The sequence below is a fragment of the Yersinia thracica genome, assembly GCF_902170565.1.
GTDB classification, from domain to species: Bacteria; Pseudomonadota; Gammaproteobacteria; order Enterobacterales; family Enterobacteriaceae; genus Yersinia; species Yersinia thracica.
Map to the genome: position 1 here is coordinate 216,151 of NZ_CABHXX010000095.1, position 22,398 is coordinate 238,548.

Sequence of the window (22,398 nt, forward strand, 5' to 3'; positions counted from 1 at the left end):
GTGTGCCAATAAGAACTGTGGCTACGAATTCATTATAAGCCACTGATTATGGCTCACAATATATACTATTATTGATTGATTTATCAACAAATAAATACAACAGATTAACATCTATTAATCTGTTGTATTTAATGGTTTTTTTTTGAAATGGAATTGACTGGGACTAGAATTCACCACGGGTACATATTTATATTGCCAATAAAACACAAAAAAATCTTAAATAAAATAAGCGCATTCTAAGCCCGAGTTGAATATTAGATCGAGCGGTTGTGCTACTCGACTCAGGCTTTATCAGTGACTATCTTAACCCCGACCCGGCTCACTCGGTCAGATTCCATTTCGGCAATGGTCCACGTCAGACCATCCCATTCAATCTGATCACCAATAACCGGCTCACCACCAAAGAGATAGAGCACGAATTGGCCCAGTGTTTGTTGTTTATCAACACCCGGCTCCAGATTGAGACCATAAATCTGAGATATATCATGAAGTTTTGCATCAGCATCAAGAATAAAGTCGCCGAAGAAACGCTCATCCAACTGGATGCTGGGGGACTGACTAAAGAGTTTCCCCAGTGCGGGTAAATCATGTTCTTGACCAATAACACACAAAATATCGCCCTCTTTCAGGCGGGTACTGCCGGTGGGATGTAACAGATCCTTGCCACGGAACAGTGCGGCAATACGCGTTCCCTCTGGCATTTTCAAATCACGCAGAGTAGCGCCGATACACCATTTATCACAGCTGAGCTGGTAAATGAATTGCTCCCACTGGTTATTTTTATCAATGTCTAAACCAATCCGTGCCACTGGCGCGAGAGCCGGAGGCACCACCAGTTTTGTTTTGCGCGCCGCGAATGACAAACTGGTGCCTTGCAGCAGCAGTGAAACCAGCACCACGAAAAAGGCGACATTAAAGAATAAATTTGCATTGGGAATACCCGCCATCATCGGGAATACGGCCAGAATAACCGGGACTGCACCGCGTAAACCGACCCACGATATAAAGATGCGCTCGCGCAGATTAAAACTGGGGAAGGGCAACAGGCCGATGAATACTGACAGCGGTCGGGCGAATAAAATCATCCACAATGAGAGAATTAATGCCGGAATGGCAATCGGCAGCAACTCACTTGGGTTCAGCAGCAACCCTAATACCAGGAACATGCCAATTTGGCTGAGCCACGCCAGCCCATCAAAGGTTTGCAAAATCCCAGAGCGGTTGCGGATCGGGCGATTGCCCAGTAGCAAGCCACAGAGATAGACCGCCAAAATACCGCTGCCATTCAGCGCGGTGGCGAGTGAAAAGACCAGAATGCCGCCGCACACCGCCAGTAATGGATATAAACCACTGGGTAATTCTATCCGATTGATGAGTAATATCAGTAAGCCGCCGCCGCCCAAGCCGATGAGGATACCCAAGCCAAACTGTTGAATTAAGTGGACCAAAAACATCCAGCTTAGGCTAGTTTCACCGGCTGAAATCATGGAAATCAGAGTCACAGTCAAAAAGACGGCCATGGGGTCGTTACTGCCCGATTCTATTTCAAGAGTGGCGCTAACACGTTCGTTGAGACCTTTCCCGCCTAACAGTGAGAAGACCGCCGCCGCATCGGTTGACCCTATAATCGCCCCAATTAATAAGCCTTGAATGATATCTAAATCAAATAGCCAGGCCGCCGCCATACCTGTCAGGCCGGCAGTAATCAATACCCCGACAGTCGCCAGCGAAAGGGCTGGCCACAATGCGACACGGAATGATGATGCTCGGGTGCGCATACCGCCATCTAATAGAATGACGGCCAGCGCCAGGTTGCTCACCAAATACGCGACAGGATAATTATCGAAAGCAATTCCGCCGATGCCGTCGGCGCCCGCCAACATGCCGATGGCCAAAAAGATGACTAAAATGGGGATGCCCAGGCGGGAAGAGAGTGAACTCAGTAAAATACTGGCTCCCACCAGCACCGCGCCAATCAAAAAAAGGCTGTTAATAGTGATGGCATCCAATGTGGGAGATCTCCTGATATGAAAAGAAATGGCGGGTGAGCAGAATTATTATACACAGATTTGGAGGAATCGATGGGAAGATATGACCTAATTCAATATGTTAAATAAAGGTATAGCCACAGCATATAGTAAGGTATCGCCAGATCGCTCACCTTTAATCGCCCAGTGGGGAATCAAGGGTGAACGTTGGATAATGAAATTAATCGCGTTTTAGTGTTGCTAGCGATCTTTTTAGTGCTTCAGCCGTCACTGATTTTTCCGGTTCAGGAAGACTATCGACAGAAAGTTGTGAAAGTTCATTGACTAATACGCTGCGGTCTTTACCGGTGATCGCGCTATCCAAAGCACCGCTAAGACGGCTAATCAAGGTAAACAAGGTGCTAAACTCAGCGACTGGCGTAGTATCAGATGTGGGATTATTCTCAATAGATTCTTGCTTACTCATCACAATTCCTCTTTTTGTTGTCACTGCAAGTGAAACAAACCCTGATAAGGAATCAACAGGATAATTGCTCTGAAAGCAGAGCGCACAGTGAGGCATTTGCCATCCCGCATCTACATGATGGCCTCACAGTGTAGCGGTTTTATGACCAAAACGGTATGCAGTTAGATAGATCACTTGGCAATAACTTTATTACTTTGCATAATTCTTTGATTGCGTCGTTTGCTGCTGCGACTTGCCAGAAAACAAGAATTTTAGCAAAGGAATACGGCGATGAACCTCATATAACATAAATGAAATCAAACACACCAAGAGCATTCCGAGTAAGAAACCCAAGCCATTGTTGTCAATTTTGGGGGTGACAAAGGCACCATAAATCAAGGTCAATGGATGATGCACCAGATAAATGAAAAGAGAGGCATTGACCAGGTACGTGATGCGCGCAGAAGGATAATTGAGCAACTGATACCCTAGCGAGTAGACCACGTTGGTCATAGTCACACCCATTAATGCTTTAATAATAAGATCCAGCTCGAAGGCAAAAAACTCAGCAGTATTAAAGTGTTGGTTTAAATAGTAAGCACCAAATAACAGGAGTGAAGCGGCTAGTGCGCCCGGCGAAAAGGTGAGAAAAACCTGCTTGAGTGGCGGGTAGATAAAGCTGTAAGCACCCAGAAGAAAGAAAGGCAGATAAAACACGGTTTCCATCACAACGAAATTGAAGGCACTATTAAAGAGTATTTCAGGGTTTAGGATAAATATTATTCTGCGTATTACTGAATAAATGAATACGAATAAAAATAATGATAGTGAGATTTTTCCTATGTTATTCATTCCCTTTATCAAGGCCGGAACTGAGAGCTGTTTATTCTTCATTTTCTGGAACAGATAAAAACAAAGTGTGGTCAATAAGGCGAGTGTTAACAAAAACCATAAGTGAGAAACAACTTCCCAAATAGCAATATTTATTTTTTGATAAATTGTAAATGAATTCCAATCTTGTAATTTACTGGTGTATTTTTTAAGTAAGAAAAACTGAGGCAGAGTAATGAGCGGGATAGCAGTAATTAACGGAATAACAACACGTTCCAGTCGGACTTGTAGCCAGCGGTGGCGCTCATAACGCTGATATAGCATGAACGAAAAATAACCAGAAATAACAAAAAATACTTGCATGCGGAAGGCATGGATAAAGTCATTCAATAGGGTAAATGCCAATGAAGGATGGCTGCTATTCACTGCCCAATGGTGGCTGGAGTATATAAGTGAAAGGTGAAAAGGAATGCCGAGTAACATCAAATAGGCGCGGATAGCGTCTAAAAAGTACTCCCGTTGGTTAGTATTTTTTTTCATACTTATTCGCTATTTGTTATCGGAATTAGAATAACGTATCTGATTTTGCCCAGAATATTTTTTATAGTAATTACTCATTGGTAACTATATGCGTTATCAATGGATCAGTGCGACAATAAACACTACTATAAGGGTTAATAATTTTCCATAGCGTATTTTAGTCTAGCTTGCTAGGCTGGTGGCTTAGCCACTGGTTTAAATACTGGGCTGGCGGTGTAAGTTTGGGTAGAACATTAGCCGGGACTTATCAACGGCACCGGCTGGATAAACCGTCAATAATTTGGCTGTTATGATTTAGGGGGAGATGTGGGAGTTAATATTTTGTCGAACGTCAATAGAATGTCAAAAGGGTCACGCGCAAACAGCGTCAGATGGCTAGGGGTGGCTCTCTTGCTGTCATTATTCACTTCTCAGGCCATGGCTTTCTCATTAGATGATGTGGCTAAACAGGCACAGACTCTGGCGGGTAAAGGTTTTGAAGCGCCGAAAAGTAATCTGCCATCGCAATTTCGTGAAATGAAATTTGCCGATTACCAGCAAATTCAGTTTAACCATGATAAATCGTATTGGAACAAACTGGATACGCCATTTAAGTTAGAGTTTTATCATCAAGGTATGTATTTCGATACACCGGTGCAAATTAATGAAGTGACTGCCACCAGTGTGAAGCCTATCAATTATAGCCCGGACTACTTTAACTTTGGCTCGGTCAAGCATGACCCCGAGTCCGTGAAGAATTTGGGTTTTGCCGGGTTCAAAGTGCTTTATCCTATTAACAAAGTGGATAAAAAAGACGAAATTATCAGCATGCTTGGTGCCAGTTATTTTCGTGTGATTGGTAAAGGCCAGGTTTATGGTCTTTCTGCGCGCGGGCTGGCGATTGATACTGCATTGGCTTCTGGCGAGGAATTCCCGCGTTTTCGTGAGTTCTGGATTGAACGTCCAAAACCTAATGATAAGCACCTGGTTATTTTTGCTTTGCTGGATTCCCCTCGCGCCACCGGGGCTTATCGTTTTGTAGTTTATCCGGGCCGCGATACCACCATTGATGTGCAAGCTAAAGTTTTCTTGCGCGATAAAGTAGAGAAACTGGGGATTGCGCCATTAACCAGTATGTTCTTGTTTGGCCCAAGTCAGCCGTCTGCGGTGTTGAACTATCGCCCAGCCTTGCATGATTCCAATGGTCTTTCTATTCATGCCGGTAATGGTGAATGGATCTGGCGACCGCTGAACAATCCCAAGCATTTGTCAGTCAGCACTTATACGGTTGAAAATCCCCAAGGATTCGGTTTGCTGCAACGCGGCCGTGAATTCTCGCAGTATGAGGATTTAGACGATCGCTATGATTTGCGTCCGAGCGCCTGGGTTGAACCCCGTGGTGATTGGGGCAAAGGTAAAGTGGAGCTGGTGGAAATCCCAACCGCGGATGAAACTAACGATAACATCGTGGCTTTCTGGACACCGGATGTTTTACCGGATGCCAAGAATTCGCTCGATCTGAATTACCGCCTGCATTTCACCCGTGATGAAGACAAATTGCATTCACCGGATGTGGCTTATGTGAAACAAACTCTGCGCTCAACTGGGGATGTGAAACAGTCGAATCTGATCCGTGAGCCAGACGGCAGTGTGGCTTTCCTGGTTGATTTTGTCGGCCCGGTACTGAAATCACTGGATGAAAATGCGCCACTGGCTTCGCAGGTCAGTATTGATGACAACGGTGAATTGATCGAAAACAGTGTTCGTTACAATCCAGTGACCAAAGGCTGGCGTTTGACACTGCGGTTAAAAGTTAAGGATGCCAAGAAACCAATAGAAATGCGCGCTGCGCTGGTTAATGGCGACAAAACCCTGACGGAAACCTGGAGCTATCAGCTACCTGCCAATGAATAAGTTAAATCAATCTACTGTACAGGATTATATTGCGGACTTGCCCTTGACTGCGCAGCAGCAAGGGGCGTTGCGCGATGCTTTGCCCGAGGATGTGCTACTCGCCAGCACACCTGATGCGATACCGCGGGTACATCAGCAATTGGCGGCCAGTACATCAGGAAATGGGGTTTTCAGTGAGCAAGACAGTGCATTGGCTTCGGTCAATGCCCGCTTGCAAGCGGCATGGCCGGATGCTCTGACGGATGGCAAGTTACTGGCGCAAGACGATGAGGGGCGCACGGTTATTCATGCTACGCCGCCCATCAAGCGTACCAGTATGGCACCGCAGGCCTGGCGCACTAATCCGGTCGGGCGTTTTTGGGATTCGCTACTGGGCCGCAGCCCGGTGTCACGCGCGCAAACACATGAACAGGCACTCGCCGAGAAAAAATGGCGCAGCGTGGGGTCTCTGCGCCGCTATATATTGCTGATATTGATTGTGTTGCAAACCACCATTGCGACCAGCTATATGAAGACCATTTTACCTTATCAGGGCTGGGCCTTAATTGATCCGTTCGAAATTTGGCAGCAAAACTGGCAGGTTTCGGTGATGCAATTGCTGCCTTATTTACTGCAAACTGGCATTCTTATTTTGTTCGCCGTGTTGTTCTGCTGGGTCTCAGCCGGTTTCTGGACTGCGCTGATGGGGTTCTTGCAATTACTGATGGGTAAAGACAAATACAGTATTTCCTCCACCATCAAAGGGGATGAGGCGCTAAATCCAGCACACCGGACAGCGCTGATTATGCCCATTTGTAATGAGGACGTGGAGCGCGTATTTGCCGGTTTGCGGGCCACTTATGAATCGGTGGCTGCCACCGGGCAACTTGAGCACTTTGATATTTATGTGCTGAGTGACAGTTACGACCCAGATATCTGTGTGGCGGAGCAAAAAGCCTGGCTGGAATTGTGCCGTGATGTGGATGGGCACGGGCGTATTTTCTATCGCCGCCGTCGGCGTCGGGTGAAACGCAAAAGTGGCAATATTGATGACTTTTGCCGCCGTTGGGGCAGCCAATACAGCTATATGGTGATATTGGATGCCGACAGCGTGATGAGCGGTGGCTGTCTGACGGGATTGGTGCGGCTGATGGAAGCCAATCCGAATGCCGGGATAATTCAGTCTGCGCCGAAAGCCTCCGGTATGGACACCTTGTATGCCCGAATTCAGCAATTTGCCACTCGCGTTTATGGCCCGTTGTTCACCGCCGGGTTACATTACTGGCAACTGGGCGAATCCCATTATTGGGGCCATAACGCCATCATCAGGGTGAAGCCGTTTATTGAGCATTGTGCTTTGGCACCCTTGCCGGGCGAAGGCTCATTCGCCGGCGCTATTCTCTCCCATGACTTTGTGGAAGCGGCATTAATGCGCCGTGCTGGATGGGGCGTGTGGATTGCCTATGATCTACCGGGCAGCTATGAAGAATTGCCGCCTAACTTGCTCGATGAGTTAAAACGAGACCGCCGCTGGTGCCACGGTAACTTAATGAATTTTAGGTTGTTTTTGGTTAAAGGTATGCACCCGGTTCACCGTGCGGTGTTCCTCACCGGTGTGATGTCTTATTTGTCGGCTCCGCTGTGGTTTATGTTCCTGGTGTTGTGTACGGCGCTGCAAGCGGTGCATACCTTGATGGAGCCGCAGTACTTCTTACAGCCGCGCCAGTTGTTCCCGGTATGGCCTCAGTGGCGGCCGGAATTGGCCATTGGTTTGTTCTCCACCACCTTGGTCTTGCTGTTCTTACCTAAGTTACTCAGCATCATTCTTATCTGGGCTAAGGGTGCGAAAGAGTACGGCGGGGCACTCCGTTTGCTGCTGTCGATGCTGGCGGAAATGCTGTTCTCAGTATTGCTGGCCCCGGTGCGGATGCTGTTCCACACAGTATTTGTGGTCAGTGCTTTCCTCGGCTGGTCGGTGCAGTGGAATTCACCGCAACGCGATGATGACGCCACGCCATGGAGTGAAGCTATGGTTCGCCACGGGCCACAACTGTTGCTCGGTGTGGTTTGGGCGAGTGGTGTGGCCTGGTTGGATCTGCGTTTCTTATGGTGGTTATCGCCCATCGTCTTCTCGCTGATCCTGTCGCCGGTGGTCTCTGTGTTCTCCAGCCGCCGTACCTTGGGGCTGGCCAGTAAACGGGCGAAATTATTCCTGATCCCGGAGGAATATAATCCGCCACGGGAATTGGTTGCCACAGAAGAATATCTGAAACTTAACCATCAGCGGGCGCTCAGTCATGGCTTCTTCCATGCGGTAATGAACCCATCGTATAACGCGTTAGTCAGTGCCATGGCAACGGCTCGCCATCACACTCGCGTGATTATCGAGCAATATCGTTGTGAGCGGGTGGAACAGGCCCTGGAGGCTGGGCCGGAGAAATTGGCTAAATTACAGCGCTTGGAACTGCTCAGTGACCCGGTCATGATTTCACGTTTGCACCAGCAAGTTTGGCAACAGCCGGAACAGTACCCAATCTGGAACGGCTATTATCGCCAACTGGCGCATAATATGAAGGCGTTTCCCGCCGCGAAATAGCGGTGAGGTAAAATAAAAAACGGGCATATAAATTGCCCGTTTGAGGTTATTGACAAAGTGCCTGCAGCGGTGAAAACAGGCAGATCGTAAAGACGCCGTAAATACATCCTTGTAGGCTCGAGCCGCGCCATCCCTGGCGCGGACGCTTTACTCTTCTGCCCGTCCTCACCACCAGAGATCGAGTCATTGGGGTTTGTCAGCAGTCTGAAACGGGCATATAAATTGCCCGTTTTTTTGTGTATATAAAAGCTTTCTGTGAAGAGTAAAAGTCGATGGAATCCCATGTTTAAACTGACCCGCCGCTGGCCTCCGCTGACCCGCATTCTCATGCTCGGGACCGCTATTTTGTTGCTATCGGGCTGCGGCAGTATCATCAGCCGCACCGTGCCGGGGCAGGGGCATGGACACCAATATTACCCCGGTGTGCAATGGGATATGCGTGATGGGCCATGGAAATACATCACGGTGATTGATGTTCCTTTATCAATGATTGTTGATACTTTTATGCTGCCAATTGACGCCCAGCACGGCCCCTATGAGTAATGCTATGGTGTGGTCGTTGATAATGTTGTTGCTGGCAAGTGAATTCACAGACTGGCGTCATATTTAACCCTTTTACATGGGCTTTAACGCCGGTAATCAGCAGGTTGTGCAGGTCTTATTTTCATTTTTAGTCTCAGCATTCAAATGTGCTATCAAAGGAGAGCCAGATGTCATCCAAACCCATTGGTTTGCCCGCTACCGGCTTGACGAAAGAAGCAGCCATATTGCCACAAACTTCGGTGATGCGAGTGGCCAGAGCCACGGATAATCTCAAATTAATCAGCGAGATGTACTGTAACGGCTTAGGGTTCACTCTGTTGGGCATTTTTGCCGATCATCAAGGATTTGACGGTGCCATTCTGGGTCACCCACATCATGCTTATCATTTAGAGTTTACTCATCATCACGGCACTCGGGTAGGTTTTGCGCCCACGCAGGATAATTTATTAGTCTTTTATCTGCCGGATGAAGCGCAATGGGCAGGGCAATGCCAGCAAATGTTGGCTGCCGGTTTTCGCGCAGTGGCCTCTTATAACCCTTATTGGGATGTCAGTGGTAAAACTTTCGAAGATACAGAGGGTTATCGGGTAGTTTTACAGCAGCGGGCATGGGAACTGTAAAGTTAATTTGAGCATAATAAACCCGCCATAAAGGCGGGGTGGTGCAGTTTAACTCATCACACTTAGGCAGTTTGCTGGCCCTGAGTGTTGTTCATCAGGCGACGAATCGGCACGATAAGCAATATCAATACCGCCGCACAGATAACCAAGGCAATTGAACAGCGCGCAAACAAGGTTGGCAGCATATCAAGCTGGTCAGCTTTAACATGCCCGCCAATCAAGCCCGCCGCCAGATTACCCAGTGAACTGGCGCAGAACCACAGCCCCATCACCTGACCGCGCATTCTATCCGGTGCCAGTAAGGTCATGGTCGCCAGCCCGATAGGGCTAAGGCACAATTCGCCCAAGGTCAGCAGCAAAATACTCATCACTAACCACCATGGTGAAACGCCCGCGCCGCCACTGCTGAGGACATGCTGTGCGGCATACATCATCACGGCGAAACCGGCCGCAGCGCATAAAATACCAATCACGAATTTAGTGATGCTGCTCGGCTGAATCTTTTTCTTCGCCAGTGCTGGCCACGCCCAACTGAACACTGGCGCTAACAGGATGATAAACAGTGCATTTATTGACTGGAACCAGACGGTCGGGATCTCAAAGCCCATCACCATGCGGTCAGTATAATCATTGGCAAACAGGTTAAATGAGGTCGGTTTTTGTTCAAACGCAGACCAGAAGAATGCCGCTGACACCAACAAAATAAAGCACACCAATAAACGGGCGCGATCTTTACGGCTCATTTTGGCAAAAGCGAACAAATAGACGAAATAGAGTGTCACGGAGGCGGCAATGACATACACCAGCAAGCTGGCAATCAGCACCGGATTAATCGGGATAATGCCCTGTGAAATCAGCGCAATAATTGCCACCACCACCAGCATAATGGCGGCAACCCATTTGCCCACACCCTGGCGTTGATTGGTTGGTTTATTCCAGCTTGAGTCCAGCCCCACTTCTGCGTCATAGCGCTTCATCGCCGGTATGGCAAAGCCACGGAAGATAAGCAACGCCACCAGCATACCAATCCCGCCGATACCAAAGCCCCAATGCCAGCCATGAGTTCGCAGCAACCAGCCGGAAAGCAGCGGTGCAATAAACGACCCCATATTGATACCCATATAGAACAGTGAAAAACCACCGTCACGGCGGGCATCACCCGGCTTATAGAGGGTACCGACCATCACCGAAATACAGGTTTTGAACAGGCCGGTGCCGAGCACAATAAATGCTAAGCCGATAAAAAACAGGTCATTGCCGAAGAAAGCAGATAAGGCAATCGACAGATGGCCCAAGGCAATCAGAATCGAGCCATACCACACTGCGCGTTGTTGGCCCAGCCAGTTATCCGCCAGCCAACCGCCGGGTAGCGCCGCCAGATACATACTCCCGGCAAAAATCCCGACGATAGCCGAAGCTTGCTCACGGGGTAGGCCCATGCCGCCATCAAAAACGGTGGCCGCCATGAACAGAATTAACAGAGGGCGAATACCGTAGAACGAAAAACGCTCCCACATTTCGGAAAGAAACAGTCCACTGAGCGGATAAGGGTGCCCAAAGAATGTACGACCGCCAGGGGTGTTAACAGAGGTTTGCATAAAGTCTTCCCATAGAATCGCTTTAAAATGAGCGAATAAACCGTCATCGCGTGTCAGCTCTTTGGCGCAGTGGCCAACTGTTGGACTTAACACACGTTACAGTAGAATTTAACGCCATAATAACGTCATTTTTTAATTTCCACTGGGGGTTATATCGTATTTTTAGATGAAAAGTCGACATTCATCGTAATTATCAATCAGTTTAAACTGAATATTAGGGCTTTTTTCGCTGTTTTTATCGGCATTTGGCGGGTGTTTATGCTGAAAAAACACACAAACCCAGATTGCTTTATCTCGATTTTTCGTCGCCTCAGCGGCGTCATTTTGAGTTAGTTATCTTGCTGTTGTTGAACTTCGCGCTGCTGTGCTTTTAAGGGCTGGCGTTGCAAACACCAGTAAGAATACAGGGCGTTAAACAGCACCACCACGGCGGTGACGCAGAATACTGCGCGGAAACCATAGCTGGCGGATACCGCCGCACCCAGTAATGGGCCGCTAACATTCCCCACATCACGGAATGATTGGTTATAGCTAAAAATTCTACCCGCAACCTGATTGGTACAGTTATAAATCAGTAAAGTCTGCACCGCGGGTAACAATGCGCCATCTGTCGCGCCCAATAAAAAGCGCAAAATGCCCAGTTGCAATGGGGTTTGCACAAAGGCCATCGGGATTAAAATCAGGATGGATAATGCCAGCATGGCGATCAAAATGCGTTCTGGCCCGATTTTATCCCCCAACTTGCCCAAGCGCGGCGCACTTATCAGCGCAGCGACACCCGGCACCGAGGCAATCATGCCACTGACAAAGGCCAAATTATGGATATCTCCGGCCAGTTCGCGCACATACAGAGTCAAGATGGGGGCAATCGAGCCGGTCGCAACCTGGATAATCATGGTGGTGACAAACAAACTCAGAATTAACTTAGGGTTTTTCAGTGAGTTAAATACCTGTCGCCCATTCAGCATATCTTTCTTCAGCACTGGTGCAAACTGCTCGCGGACATAAAACCAGGTCATAGTAAAGCAGGCGAATAACACTCCGGCAGTGATAAAAAACACTGGACGCAAACCATAATTATCCGCCAATAATCCACCAATCAATGGGCCGATTAATGCACCACTGACCCCGCCGGTTGAGAGTGTGCCCAATGCCCAGCCACTTTTGTTGCGCGGCACCTGAGTGGCAATCAGCGCGTTGGCATTAGGAATAAAGCCACCTAACAGCCCCAGTAGGGCGCGCAGGGCTAAAAATTGCCAAATATTCTGCGCCATGCCCATCAGCACCATCACAATTCCCATGCCGAGGGCGGATCGCAGCAGCATGATTTTCCGGCCTTTTCGGTCAGCAAGGCTGCCCCAGAAAGGCGCGGCAATGGCGGAAAACAGGAAAGTAATGCTGAACACCAAACCCGACCACATGTTCAATGACTGGTGGCCGCTCACACCCAACTGTTCCACATACAGTGGCAGAAATGGCATGATCAAACTGAATGCCGCGCCGGTTAGAAAACAGCCTAACCAGGTGACAAATAAGTTTCTTTTCCAGTTAACAGGTTGTGGTGCCGGGGTCATAAGTTACCGATTAAACAAGGGATTGCTTCTCAACAAGCTGAGCGCTTTGCGTCTCTTTATTCGTCGATAGGGGCGTTTGAAGGGGCAACAAAGCACAAGAATAAAACAGTTAGCTTGGTAATTATGCGCCTATAGCACATTGACATCAATGAGATGAATGTTAGTTTTTATTAAAATGAAAAGAGGGTTTGAAATTTGGGGATATACTTATTCGATTAGGTTATAACTGAATGGAGGGGGCTTTAGCAGTTTGTTATAACTCATTGTCATGAAATAAAAAAGCCACTACGCGATGGGCGCAGTAGCTCATTTATCAGCGCAGATTATTATCAGCGATAAGCTTCATTTTTGGTGACGGAATAACGGCCGCTACCCAACAACATGATAGCCACGCCGCCGAGGAAGTACATGGCTTCGTTTTCCAAACCCCATGCGCCCACTTGGGTCAGGGTGAAGAACTTACCGGTGCCGACCATCAATACCGCGACCAACAAGTTAACGGCATAAATGAAAGCTGCCGGGCGAGTAAATAAACCAAGAATAATCAGAATTGGGGTGACAATCTCGCCAATGTAAACGCCATAGGCGACAAAGGCGGGGATGCCCTGCGCCTGTAAAGAAGCGGCGATCCAACTGGTGCCGTGTTGAATTTTTGCCACACCATGAAATAACATCAAGACACCGAATGTCAGGCGTAATAACAATTTGCCGCCGTTCGGATGATCTGTTAGTCGAGTGAACCAGAGATTAAGAGTTGCGAGCATATATATCCTTACCAAGAAAAAGATATTCCCGTCATACTTCAAGCTGCATGTGTGTTGGCTGCGTTCACTCACCCCAGTCACTTACCTGTGTAAGCTCTTGGGGACTCGCTCAATTGCCGCCTTCCTGCAACTCGAATTATTTAGGGCGTCACCGGAAGATAACCAAGGGAAATTAATTCAGTATCATCAGACCAGTACTATATTTCTATCGGATAATACTGACAGATTGTATCAAAAAAACTGATGTAAACTAATTCTCATTATCATCTGTTATATTATTTTGCTCTAAGCTAATTCCGTTTAACTCAGTTAATTCCATTTAACTAAGCTAGTCATACAGCGAAGGTGCGCCCTCGGGGCGGGTTTTAAACCGCCGGTGCAGCCACATGTATTGATCCGTGGCACGCAAAATCTCTTTTTCGATCACTTTATTCATAAAGGCCGCGGCGTCGACTTCATTATCCAGCGGGAAATTATCCACCGCCGGTTGTAAAATCAGTTGATAACCTTTGCCGTCCGGTAACCGACGTGGTGTGAAAGGAATAATTGCGGGGTTACCCATACGCACCAGAAGATAAGTCCCGGTGGTGGTGGCGGCCTGGTCAACAGCAAACAGTGGCACGAACACACTGCTGCGAGGGCCATAGTCATGGTCGGGCGCATACCAGATAATGTCACCTTGCTTGAGGCTGCGAACCATCCCTTTGAGGTCTCTACGATCAAGCATGGCTTTATTTGACCGCATCCGGCCCCAGGTCTGCATCCAATCCATGGCTTTATTATCATGTGGACGATAAACGCCAATTCCCGGATTGTAGATACCAAAAATACGCGCGCCCAACTCTAGCGTCAGAAAATGCAAGCCAATCAACAAAACCCCTTTGCCCTCATCACGCGCCTGTTGAATATGCTCCAGCCCGCTGACACTGCACCAGCGCTTAATTCGCCAGTCTGGCCAAAACCACGCCATGCCGGTTTCAAATATCCCCATGCCGACGGATTCAAAATTCTTAACCAGCAGTTCATCCCGCTCGCTTTTCGGCATGTCAGGGAAGCACAACGCCAGATTGCGCCGCGTTATTCGCTTACGTCGTGCAAGAAAACGCATGGAAAAACGGCCAAGGGAGGTGCCCATGAAATAGATGACCGGATAGGGGAGCAGCACCAGTAAGTAGAGAATACCGAGGCCGAGCCAGGTCAGCCAATAACGGGGGTGCAGTAGTGAGCGATTAAAAGAAGGAACTTGCATATCTGTTCTCAGCATTATTGTCATTCGTTCGGACATCTTGATGGTGCGCATTGAGTTAATCAGAGAACCTCAATAGGCCCAGTCCCAACCTACTTATCTGTCGTTTTAAGGTAGCCTATTGTGGCATTTTTAGAGACTTACAGGAAAATAGACCGCACCAAAAAGCCATTTTTTTGCTGTTTTGTTGAATGTTTCATCAAAAAAATGATTTGTTTGATGATTATATGAGCAGGGCGAATGGCGCTATTTTAGCGGGTTGAGCAAGATGACTAATTCCGCCAGACTGCTAACGGCCATTTTTTCCATCACTTTGGCCCGATGCACTTCGACGGTTCGCACGGAAACACAGGCAACATCGGCAATATCGCGATTAATCAAACCTTGCATCACCCACTGAGCAATCATCCGTTCCCGAGGGGTCAGCGAATCATAGCGCAGTTGCACCTGTCGGCGGGTCAGCAGTTGTTCAGATTGTGCCAAACCTTGCTGCAAGGCCGCGATTAAAGGGGCCGTCGCCACTGGCTTTTGCAGGAAATCGACCGCGCCTAATTTCATTTGCTCAACCGCTTGTGGCACTTCGCCATGTGCGGTGAGAAATATCACCGCCAGTGTGCTGTTTAGCTGGCGCATCTGCGCATAAACCTGAGTGCCATCCAGCACTGGCATGCGGATATCAAGCAATAATACGCCGGGCTGATATAAGTTAGCTTGCGCCAAAAAATCTGCGCCGTCATGCCACACTTTCACTTTATAGCCGAGGCTCTCCAGTAAAAAACGGCAGGCGTCAGTGACAGCAATATCGTCATCAACCAGATGAATCAGTGACAAAAGTAAGCTCCTTACCTGGATTAAGTGGCAACATTAGGGTGACTTGTAGCCCCAGATTACCATTGGCGGCCACCTGATTGCGTAAGGTGAGTTTTCCGCCCTGGCTATTTATCAGCCGTTGGCAAATCACCAAACCAAGGCCAAGGCCTTCACTTTTCGTCGAGCGGAAAGGGGCAAAAGGGTGGCTGAGTTGCTCGGGAGTCAATCCCCCAGCGTCATCTTGTAATGTCAGTATCGCCCAGCCAACTTGCTGATAGGCACTCAACCATAACTGACGCGCCCCGGCTTGCAAACTATTGGTTATCAAGTTGCATAACACCTGATCCAGCAAGGTCGGAGGCAAGTGCAGCGCTATCCGTGGGTCAATCTCGGTGTGCAATTGGCAGGGGGGTTGGTGCTGCTCCGCCCCCAACAATTGCCACAGATGCTTGAGTAATTCATGCAGCGGCGGGCTGGTGATCGTCCTTTCCTGCGCCGGTAATTTCCCCGCCCACAGGCGCAAGTTAGCAATAGTATCGGCCCCGCGCTGAGCTTGTTGGCTGATTTGTTCCAGAATAGGCAGTAAGGGGTGGTCAGCTTGCTCCCGTTGCAGGCGAATGGCGCAGCCGTCGGCATAATGTTGAATGGCGGAAAGCGGCTGGTTTAATTCATGAGCAAAGCCCGAGGCCATTTCTCCCAGAATACTCAGGCGCTGGGCCTGTTCCAATGCACTTTCCTTGATTCTAAGCTGTTGATGTAATTGTTCTAATTGGCGGCTGCGGCGGCGCACCAGAAAAGCCACCCAAATATGATTAGCGCCGAGTAATAGCAGGGTCAGCGCAATTGCGGCAATCAATAACCGGTGCTGTTGTGCCCAATGGAGGATTTGTTGCCAAAAATAAGGCTGCTGCGGATGCTGGTTAACTGAGCGCAATAAGCTTTCCACTTGACTGGTCGAAGACGCCGCGCCCCATTGTGGCGCGTTGCTGTCAGCGGGGTTGAGCAAAATTCGCGTGACATTATCGGCTAACTCATCCGGCACCTGTGAAAGCGCGGCAAATGACCAATTAGGATACAACTCGGTGCTGGTGAGGCAGGGGATAGTGGATTGTTTGGCCAGCAATGGCCGGAAATCGCGGGTATGCACCAGCCCTTCGGCTTGCATATCTTCCAGCAAGCAGGTGGGGACGATAGCGGCAGAAATCGCGCGGTCACGCAGCAGATAAATCAATGCATCCACCGGGAAACCGGAAAAATGTAACTTAAAATCCTGTTCCGGTTGCAGCCCGACATCACGCAATGCTTTGTATCCTAATAAGTAACCGCCAAAGGCCTCAGGAGATACCGCGCCGACACCTTTGCCCATCAGCCCTTGCGGCGAGCGAATGTCGCTGTCTGCACGCACCAAAATGACACTGCCAATGACATTGCGGCTGGTGCCCCCGGGCTCATGACTTGAGCGCAATGACACTAACCAGCGCAGGGGGAAATGGCTATCAATCTGCACATATTGCGCCGGATTGGTGAGCAGAAAATCAATCTGATTCTGTGCCACGGCGTTTTTCATCGCCTGTAAGTCCAGCGGTAATAACTGAAAATGCTGCCCCGGCAGGTGCTGATTCAAGTTATCAACCAAGGGCTGCCAATGTGCTTGCGCTTGAGCATCACCCCGTAACGCCAACACGCCAATAGTCCAATCGCGGGCTTGGGCGGCAGAAACACACCAAAACAACATTATCGCCAGCACTCTGAAATTCATGCATGTTCCTTTTTATGATCCCCGTCGCAGTGCGCAATTGTCCTGGATCAAGTCCCTAAAGGGAATGTGGAAAACCACAATAGGGCTTCTGTCCGTCTATTTCTACACTCCCCACATCAAGAAGATTCTTATCAAGAAGGTGAGAAGACAATGGATCAAGGGAAAAGAGCATTTCTACAGCGCCTGGGGGTGTTAACCGCCGGTGCCGCACTGGTGCCATTAGCCGAAGCGGGCTGGCAGATGGAGCCGGTGCGCAAAAATGGTGATATCAAACGGCGCTATGCCATGTTGATTGATTTGCGCCGTTGCATTGGCTGCCAGGCATGCACTGTCAGTTGTGCTATTGAGAACCAACTGCCGCAAGGCCAGTTCCGCACTACCGTCAATCAATATCAAATTGCGCTGTCGGGGGCAGAAAGTGTCACTAACGTATTGCTACCTCGGCTGTGTAATCACTGCGATAACCCGCCGTGTGTGCCGGTCTGCCCAGTGCAAGCCACTTATCAGCGGCAAGACGGTATTGTGGTTATCGACAATACCCGCTGCGTAGGTTGCGCTTATTGTGTGCAGGCTTGCCCTTATGAGGCGCGGTTTATCAATCACAGCACCCAAACAGCGGATAAATGCACCTTTTGTGTTCACCGCCTTGATGCCGGATTATTACCCGCCTGTGTGGAATCTTGTGTCGGTGGGGCGCGGATTATGGGTGATTTGCGCGATGGCAACAGCATCTTGCGCAAAATGCTGTTGGAACATGCCACTGACATCAAAGTATTGAAACCGGAACAAGGGACGCACCCGCAGGTGTTTTACCTCGGATTAAACGAGGTGTTCACTCAGCCATTACAAGGCCAACCCGCACTTTGGCAGGAGGTTCATGCATGATTATGATCCGTGAAATTTTGGCTCGCCCGCAGGATATCGCCTGGCTACCTTGGGCGGTGCAATATTTCTTCTTTATTGGCTTAGCCTGCGGCGCGGTGCTGTTTGCTGGGGGGCAGCGCATGTTCTCCCGCCGAGGATTGCTATCCGCGCAACAAAGCCAATTGGAATTTGCCGCAATGATGCTGGCGGTGACCGCCGTGGTGGTGGCCCCGCTGGCGCTGAATGCGGACCTCCATCAACCGGCCCGAGTCTGGCATTTTTATGCCCATTTCACCCCGTGGTCGTGGATGTCGTGGGGTTCCATCTTCTTACCGCTGTTTAGCATGCTGGTCATGGGCTATTTTCTGGTGCTGATTTATAGCCGGTTGAAAGCCAAACCTTTGCCACGGCTATTGGCTGGATTGGCCCTGCTTAGCGCACTTTCCGCCCTCAGCATTTTGCTTTATACCGGGCGCGAAGTGTCGACATTACGCGCCCAACCGCTGTGGTTTAGCGGGTGGTTACCGCTGTTTATCTTCCTGACTGCCTGTCAGGCCATCCCCTCGCTATTATCTGTGTGGCTGTGGCGAGAACCGCAATATCAGCGCCCACTGGCGCGCTGGCAGTTAGTCAATTTAGTGCTGCTGGCGTTGGTCACCGTACTGTGGGCCAGTGGTGATAATGTCTCGGCGCAAGCCCTGCGCGATTGGGCGGCACAAGCTCCAGTAACGGCGGCATTCCCGGTGGCGCTGTGGCTGCTGTTATTCGGGCTGGCCCTGTTCAATGGCAAAAAAATAGTATCCACCCCAGTGATAGCGGCTCAGGCATTGATTGCTCTGACACTGTGCTGGTCAGTGCGCTGGTTGCTGTTGATGCAAACGCAAACATTGCCTAAATACAATGTGTTAGCCAATCCTTACTCCTTGCCGTTGGGCAGCGAGGGATTGCTGGCAATTATTGGTACTTTCGGATTATGGGTCGCAGCTATCATTGCAATCCGCGAAGGTGTCAGATGGCTTGAACAAAAAGTAACAAGTACAAATCGAGTAGAAGGGGAAATACATCATGGCTAAGTCTACACGGCGTCAATGGTTAAAGGGCAGCTTAGCTTTGGGGGGCGTGGTGGCGTTTGGTGCCAGCTACCATGATGTTGCCCGCAAAACACTGGCCGGATTGGTGGATGGCAGTGCGGGTAAACTGACTCTTGACCCCATCAGTGGCAATGCTTTGCCGACGGAAGGGCGAGTCGGGCCGCAGTGGCAGGCCAATCCGCAACAGGCGGTTTCCATGACTCAATGTTTTGGCTGCTGGACACTGTGCGGCTTGCGAGTGCGTGTCGATACCCAACAGAATAAGATCCTGCGTATTGCCGGTAATCCTTACCATCCCTTATCTCACGACCATCACTTTCCTTATCAATTACCGCTCAGCGAAGCATTGCAACGGCTTGGCGGCGAACAAGGAATGGCGGGGCGCTCAACCGCCTGTGCCCGAGGGGCGACTCTGTTGGAGGGGGTCGATAGCCCTTATCGCATCACGGAACCGATGAAGCGCGTGGGGCCACGCGGCAGTGGTCAATGGCAGCGCATTAGCTTTGAACAGTTAGTTACCGAAGTGACCGACGGCGGTGATTTATTCGGCGAGGGGCCGGTCGAGGGGCTGCGGGCCATCCGTGATTTGGTGACGCCGATTGATGCCAGGCAACCGTCACTCGGGCCAAAAGCCAATCAATTATTGGTGACTATTGCCGGTGATGATGGGCGCGATGCTTTTATTCAACGCTTTGCTAATCAATCATTTGGCACTAAAAATCTGGGCAGCCACGGTGCCTATTGTGGGTTAGCCTATCGCGCTGGCTCAGGGGCACTGATGGGGGATTTGGACAAAAACGCCCATGTGAAGCCGGATTGGGATAACGTCCGTTTTGCTTTGTTTTTGGGAACCTCACCGGCGCAATCCGGTAACCCATTTAAGCGCCAGGGGCGGCAGTTAGCTAATGCGCGCCAACGCGATGATTTCAATTATGTGGTGGTCTCGCCCGCCTTACCGCTGACGACCACATTAGCCAATCAGCATAACCGCTGGGTGCCGGTGCTTCCGGGGACTGACGCTGCACTGGCGATGGGAATGATCCGTTGGATTATTGAACAGGAGCGTTTTAACCGAGCTTATCTCGCCATGGCTGGTGAAATGGCGATGCAAGCCGCCGGAGAGCGCAGTTGGACCAATGCCAGCCACTTAGTTATCACCACAGAAAGCCATCCTTTAGCTGGCCAGTTTTTACGCGCCACTATGTTGAGCGGCGAACCGGTGTTGAGTGGCGAACCGGTCGCCGAGGGAGAAGAAAGCCCAGTGTTGGTACAAACCACCGAGGGGGCATTGCAGCCCGCCGCACAGGTGCTACAGGCCGAGTTATTTGTCACGCGAGAGGTCACTTTGCATGATGGGCAACGTGTTCAGGTGCAGTCTGGCATGACATGCCTGCGACAAGCCGCCGCGCGCTTTACACTGGCCGAATACAGTCAGCAATGCGGCGTGCCGGAGGCGACCATTATCGGTTTAGCCCGAGAATTCACGGCTTATCAGCGCCAGGCGGCGGTGATTTCTCATGGCGGCATGATGGGCGGCAATGGTTTTTACACCACCTGGGCGGTCATGATGTTGAATGCCATGATTGGTAATCTCAACCTTAAAGGTGGCGTTTCGGTTGGTGGCGGCAAGTTTGATGGTTTTGCCGACGGGCCGCGCTACCAGTTAGCGACCTTTGCGGGCATGGTTAAGCCAAAAGGTTTACCGCTATCACGCAGTAAACAACCTTATGAAAAATCAGAGGAATATCAACAAAAAATTCAGCGAGGGCAATCGGGTTACCCGGCGCGTGGCCCGTGGTATCCGTTTGTCGGCGGGCAATTGACCGAACAATTAGCCCCGGCATTGGCGGGCTATCCCTATCCGCTGAAAGCTTGGATAAGCCATATGACCAACCCGTTGTATGGGGTGGCGGGCTTGCGCAATCTGATTGAGGAGCGGTTACAAGACCCACGACAGTTGCCATTATTCATTGCCATTGATGCTTTTATGAATGAAACCACGGCACTGGCGGATTATATCGTGCCGGACACCCATAACTTTGAGAGTTGGGGATTCAGTGCGCCATGGGCCGGGGTGTTAGTGAAAGCCAGCACTGCCCGTTGGCCGGTGGTGGAATCACGCACCGCCCGCACCGCCCAAGGTGAGCCGGTCGCGATGGAAAGTTTCCTGATTGCCGTCGCTAAGGCCATGAAATTACCGGGGTTTGGTGCCAATGCTATGCAGGACAGCGAGGGCAATAGTTTGTCGCTGGACAGAGCGGAAGATTATTACTTGCGGGCCGCCGCCAATATTGCCTATGGTGGCGAAAAGCCACTGCCAGCCGCGGCGGATGATGAATTGCGCTTAACCGGCGTTGATCGTTTGTGGCCTGCGCTCCAGCGCAGTTTGCAGCAGGATGAACAGCGGCGGGTGGCTTATTTGCTGGCTCGCGGCGGGCGGTTTGCGCCTTATGAGAAAAGCTGGAATGGTGATGCCACCGGGCCGCAATGGAAAAAACCACTGCAAATCTGGAATGAAAACGTGGCGAAACATCATCATGCTATTACCGGCGAGCGTTACAGCGGGTGCCCGACCTGGTATCCGCCGCGTCTGGCGGACGGTTCAGATGTGTTCCAACATTATCCGGCAACTGACTGGCCATTGCGTTTGATGTCATTTAAATCCCATCTGATGAGCAGCTCAACCGCTATGATTGAGCGCTTACGTGCGGTCAAATCCACCAACTTGGTGGCGATCAATCCGCTGGATGCGCAGCGCAGTGGGATTCAGCATGGTGATATTGTGCGGTTAATGACTCCAGGGGGGCAGATGGAAGTGCAGGTCAGCCTATTGGACGGTGTTATGCCGGGGGTTGTTGCTATTGAGCATGGTTATGGACATCGCGAAATGGGTGCCAGAGCCCACTCACTGGATGGTGTCGTGATGGCGTCAGACCCACGAATCGGCCAGGGAACCAACCTGAATGATTTGGGCTTTACCGACCCCACCCGAGAAGTTCCCAACACTTGGCTGGATTGGGTGAGTGGCGCGGCAGTTCGGCAGGGGCTACCGGCCAAACTGGAAATCATGCGCTAATCCGCTATCAAAGTTGGTTCCAATTATAGCTCAGTGAGTGAAGGGGCGACCGCACCTGGGGGCGCTCCGGTCGCTTACGCGACTACAGCCTCAACGGCACGTTTCCCCTTTATTTGACTTTATCAGCAGTCTGAATCCCTCTCTATCGAAGAGGGATTTTTTATTTCTGCGGTATGATATT

At 50.0% G+C, this 22,398-nt stretch carries 16 protein-coding genes and 1 pseudogene; 7 read left to right on the plus strand and 10 right to left on the minus strand.

Translation table 11 applies throughout. From position 1 onward, the window contains the following. Positions 1-281 precede the first annotated feature (281 nt). The 3 genes from FTA91_RS13905 to mdoC all read right to left on the minus strand — a co-directional run bounded on the left by FTA91_RS13905 (position 282) and on the right by mdoC (position 3,804). Positions 282-2,009 carry a potassium/proton antiporter gene (locus tag FTA91_RS13905; RefSeq protein ID WP_050115719.1) on the minus strand — a complete coding sequence of 576 codons (1,728 nt, stop codon included), beginning with the start codon at positions 2,007-2,009 and terminating at the stop codon, positions 282-284. A 199-nt stretch (positions 2,010-2,208) separates the two neighbouring features. Beyond that, entirely contained in the window at positions 2,209-2,454 is a 246-nt protein-coding gene (locus FTA91_RS13910; protein WP_050115720.1) for a hypothetical protein, read from the minus strand. A gap of 189 nt (positions 2,455-2,643) precedes the next feature. Continuing rightward, positions 2,644-3,804: a glucans biosynthesis protein MdoC gene (gene mdoC, locus FTA91_RS13915; protein WP_050115721.1), complete on the minus strand. Its 1,161-nt coding sequence runs from the start codon at positions 3,802-3,804 to the stop codon at positions 2,644-2,646. A 339-nt stretch (positions 3,805-4,143) separates the two neighbouring features. Between mdoC and FTA91_RS13920 the strand changes: the two genes are divergently transcribed. After that, positions 4,144-5,697: a glucan biosynthesis protein G gene (locus tag FTA91_RS13920; protein ID WP_050115722.1), complete on the plus strand. Its 1,554-nt coding sequence runs from the start codon at positions 4,144-4,146 to the stop codon at positions 5,695-5,697. Continuing rightward, the gene (gene mdoH, locus FTA91_RS13925; RefSeq protein WP_050115723.1) at positions 5,690-8,272 is read left to right on the plus strand and encodes a glucans biosynthesis glucosyltransferase MdoH; all 2,583 of its coding nucleotides are present in this window, start codon (positions 5,690-5,692) and stop codon (positions 8,270-8,272) included. The genes FTA91_RS13920 and mdoH overlap by 8 nt, the downstream gene beginning before the upstream one ends. 33 nt (positions 8,273-8,305) lie before the next feature. Here mdoH and FTA91_RS20490 read toward each other — a convergent pair. Next, a pseudogene (locus FTA91_RS20490) lies at positions 8,306-8,380 on the minus strand (gluconate 5-dehydrogenase); the annotation flags it as partial. A gap of 219 nt (positions 8,381-8,599) precedes the next feature. Here FTA91_RS20490 and FTA91_RS13935 point away from each other — a divergent pair. Next, positions 8,600-8,815, plus strand: a complete 216-nt coding sequence (locus tag FTA91_RS13935) for a YceK/YidQ family lipoprotein (protein WP_408065636.1) — start codon at positions 8,600-8,602, stop codon at positions 8,813-8,815. Positions 8,816-8,982: 167 nt separating this feature from the next. Further along, the gene (locus FTA91_RS13940) at positions 8,983-9,435 is read left to right on the plus strand and encodes a VOC family protein (protein WP_050115725.1); all 453 of its coding nucleotides are present in this window, start codon (positions 8,983-8,985) and stop codon (positions 9,433-9,435) included. 62 nt (positions 9,436-9,497) lie between these two features. Here the strand turns inward: FTA91_RS13940 and FTA91_RS13945 are convergent, their stop codons facing one another. From FTA91_RS13945 to ttrS, 6 genes are all read right to left on the minus strand, one after another. Beyond that, positions 9,498-11,033, minus strand: coding sequence for a peptide MFS transporter (locus tag FTA91_RS13945; protein WP_050115773.1), 1,536 nt, complete (start codon positions 11,031-11,033; stop codon positions 9,498-9,500). 329 nt (positions 11,034-11,362) lie between these two features. Beyond that, positions 11,363-12,607 (minus strand): multidrug efflux MFS transporter MdtG, encoded by a 1,245-nt coding sequence (gene mdtG / locus FTA91_RS13950; RefSeq protein ID WP_145583508.1) that lies wholly within the window; start codon positions 12,605-12,607, stop codon positions 11,363-11,365. 329 nt (positions 12,608-12,936) lie between these two features. After that, the gene (locus FTA91_RS13955) at positions 12,937-13,371 is read right to left on the minus strand and encodes a DoxX family protein (RefSeq protein WP_050115727.1); all 435 of its coding nucleotides are present in this window, start codon (positions 13,369-13,371) and stop codon (positions 12,937-12,939) included. Between the two features lie 328 nt (positions 13,372-13,699). Beyond that, positions 13,700-14,620: a Kdo(2)-lipid IV(A) acyltransferase gene (locus FTA91_RS13960; protein WP_050115728.1), complete on the minus strand. Its 921-nt coding sequence runs from the start codon at positions 14,618-14,620 to the stop codon at positions 13,700-13,702. A gap of 243 nt (positions 14,621-14,863) precedes the next feature. Then, positions 14,864-15,448, minus strand: coding sequence for a tetrathionate respiration response regulator TtrR (gene ttrR, locus FTA91_RS13965; RefSeq protein ID WP_050115729.1), 585 nt, complete (start codon positions 15,446-15,448; stop codon positions 14,864-14,866). Further along, positions 15,426-17,186 (minus strand): tetrathionate respiration histidine kinase TtrS, encoded by a 1,761-nt coding sequence (gene ttrS / locus FTA91_RS13970; protein ID WP_050115730.1) that lies wholly within the window; start codon positions 17,184-17,186, stop codon positions 15,426-15,428. The genes ttrR and ttrS overlap by 23 nt, the downstream gene beginning before the upstream one ends. 150 nt (positions 17,187-17,336) lie before the next feature. Between ttrS and ttrB the strand changes: the two genes are divergently transcribed. The 3 genes from ttrB to ttrA are packed head-to-tail and all read left to right on the plus strand — an operon-like array spanning position 17,337 to position 22,217. Further along, complete coding sequence (ttrB, locus tag FTA91_RS13975) at positions 17,337-18,071, plus strand: tetrathionate reductase subunit TtrB (RefSeq protein WP_050115731.1); 735 nt, start codon at positions 17,337-17,339, stop codon at positions 18,069-18,071. 2 nt (positions 18,072-18,073) lie between these two features. After that, complete coding sequence (ttrC, locus tag FTA91_RS13980; protein WP_413081190.1) at positions 18,074-19,123, plus strand: tetrathionate reductase subunit TtrC; 1,050 nt, start codon at positions 18,074-18,076, stop codon at positions 19,121-19,123. Continuing rightward, on the plus strand, positions 19,116-22,217 hold the full coding sequence (ttrA, locus tag FTA91_RS13985; RefSeq protein ID WP_145536198.1) for a tetrathionate reductase subunit TtrA: 3,102 nt from the start codon (positions 19,116-19,118) through the stop codon (positions 22,215-22,217). The genes ttrC and ttrA overlap by 8 nt, the downstream gene beginning before the upstream one ends. Positions 22,218-22,398: the final 181 nt, after the last annotated feature.

What these genes read in the sequence shown, in the direction of transcription:
- FTA91_RS13910 (WP_050115720.1), bottom strand. Translation starts at nt 2,454, where the DNA reads ATGAGTAAGCAAGAATCTATTGAGAATAATCCCACATCTGATACTACG.
- mdoC (WP_050115721.1), bottom strand. Translation starts at nt 3,804, where the DNA reads ATGAAAAAAAATACTAACCAACGGGAGTACTTTTTAGACGCTATCCGC.
- FTA91_RS13920 (WP_050115722.1), top strand. Translation starts at nt 4,144, where the DNA reads ATGTCAAAAGGGTCACGCGCAAACAGCGTCAGATGGCTAGGGGTGGCT.
- mdoH (WP_050115723.1), top strand. Translation starts at nt 5,690, where the DNA reads ATGAATAAGTTAAATCAATCTACTGTACAGGATTATATTGCGGACTTG.
- FTA91_RS13935 (WP_408065636.1), top strand. Translation starts at nt 8,600, where the DNA reads ATGCTCGGGACCGCTATTTTGTTGCTATCGGGCTGCGGCAGTATCATC.
- FTA91_RS13940 (WP_050115725.1), top strand. Translation starts at nt 8,983, where the DNA reads ATGTCATCCAAACCCATTGGTTTGCCCGCTACCGGCTTGACGAAAGAA.
- FTA91_RS13945 (WP_050115773.1), bottom strand. Translation starts at nt 11,033, where the DNA reads ATGCAAACCTCTGTTAACACCCCTGGCGGTCGTACATTCTTTGGGCAC.
- mdtG (WP_145583508.1), bottom strand. Translation starts at nt 12,607, where the DNA reads ATGACCCCGGCACCACAACCTGTTAACTGGAAAAGAAACTTATTTGTC.
- FTA91_RS13955 (WP_050115727.1), bottom strand. Translation starts at nt 13,371, where the DNA reads ATGCTCGCAACTCTTAATCTCTGGTTCACTCGACTAACAGATCATCCG.
- FTA91_RS13960 (WP_050115728.1), bottom strand. Translation starts at nt 14,620, where the DNA reads ATGCAAGTTCCTTCTTTTAATCGCTCACTACTGCACCCCCGTTATTGG.
- ttrS (WP_050115730.1), bottom strand. Translation starts at nt 17,186, where the DNA reads ATGAATTTCAGAGTGCTGGCGATAATGTTGTTTTGGTGTGTTTCTGCC.
- ttrB (WP_050115731.1), top strand. Translation starts at nt 17,337, where the DNA reads ATGGATCAAGGGAAAAGAGCATTTCTACAGCGCCTGGGGGTGTTAACC.
- ttrC (WP_413081190.1), top strand. Translation starts at nt 18,074, where the DNA reads ATGATCCGTGAAATTTTGGCTCGCCCGCAGGATATCGCCTGGCTACCT.
- ttrA (WP_145536198.1), top strand. Translation starts at nt 19,116, where the DNA reads ATGGCTAAGTCTACACGGCGTCAATGGTTAAAGGGCAGCTTAGCTTTG.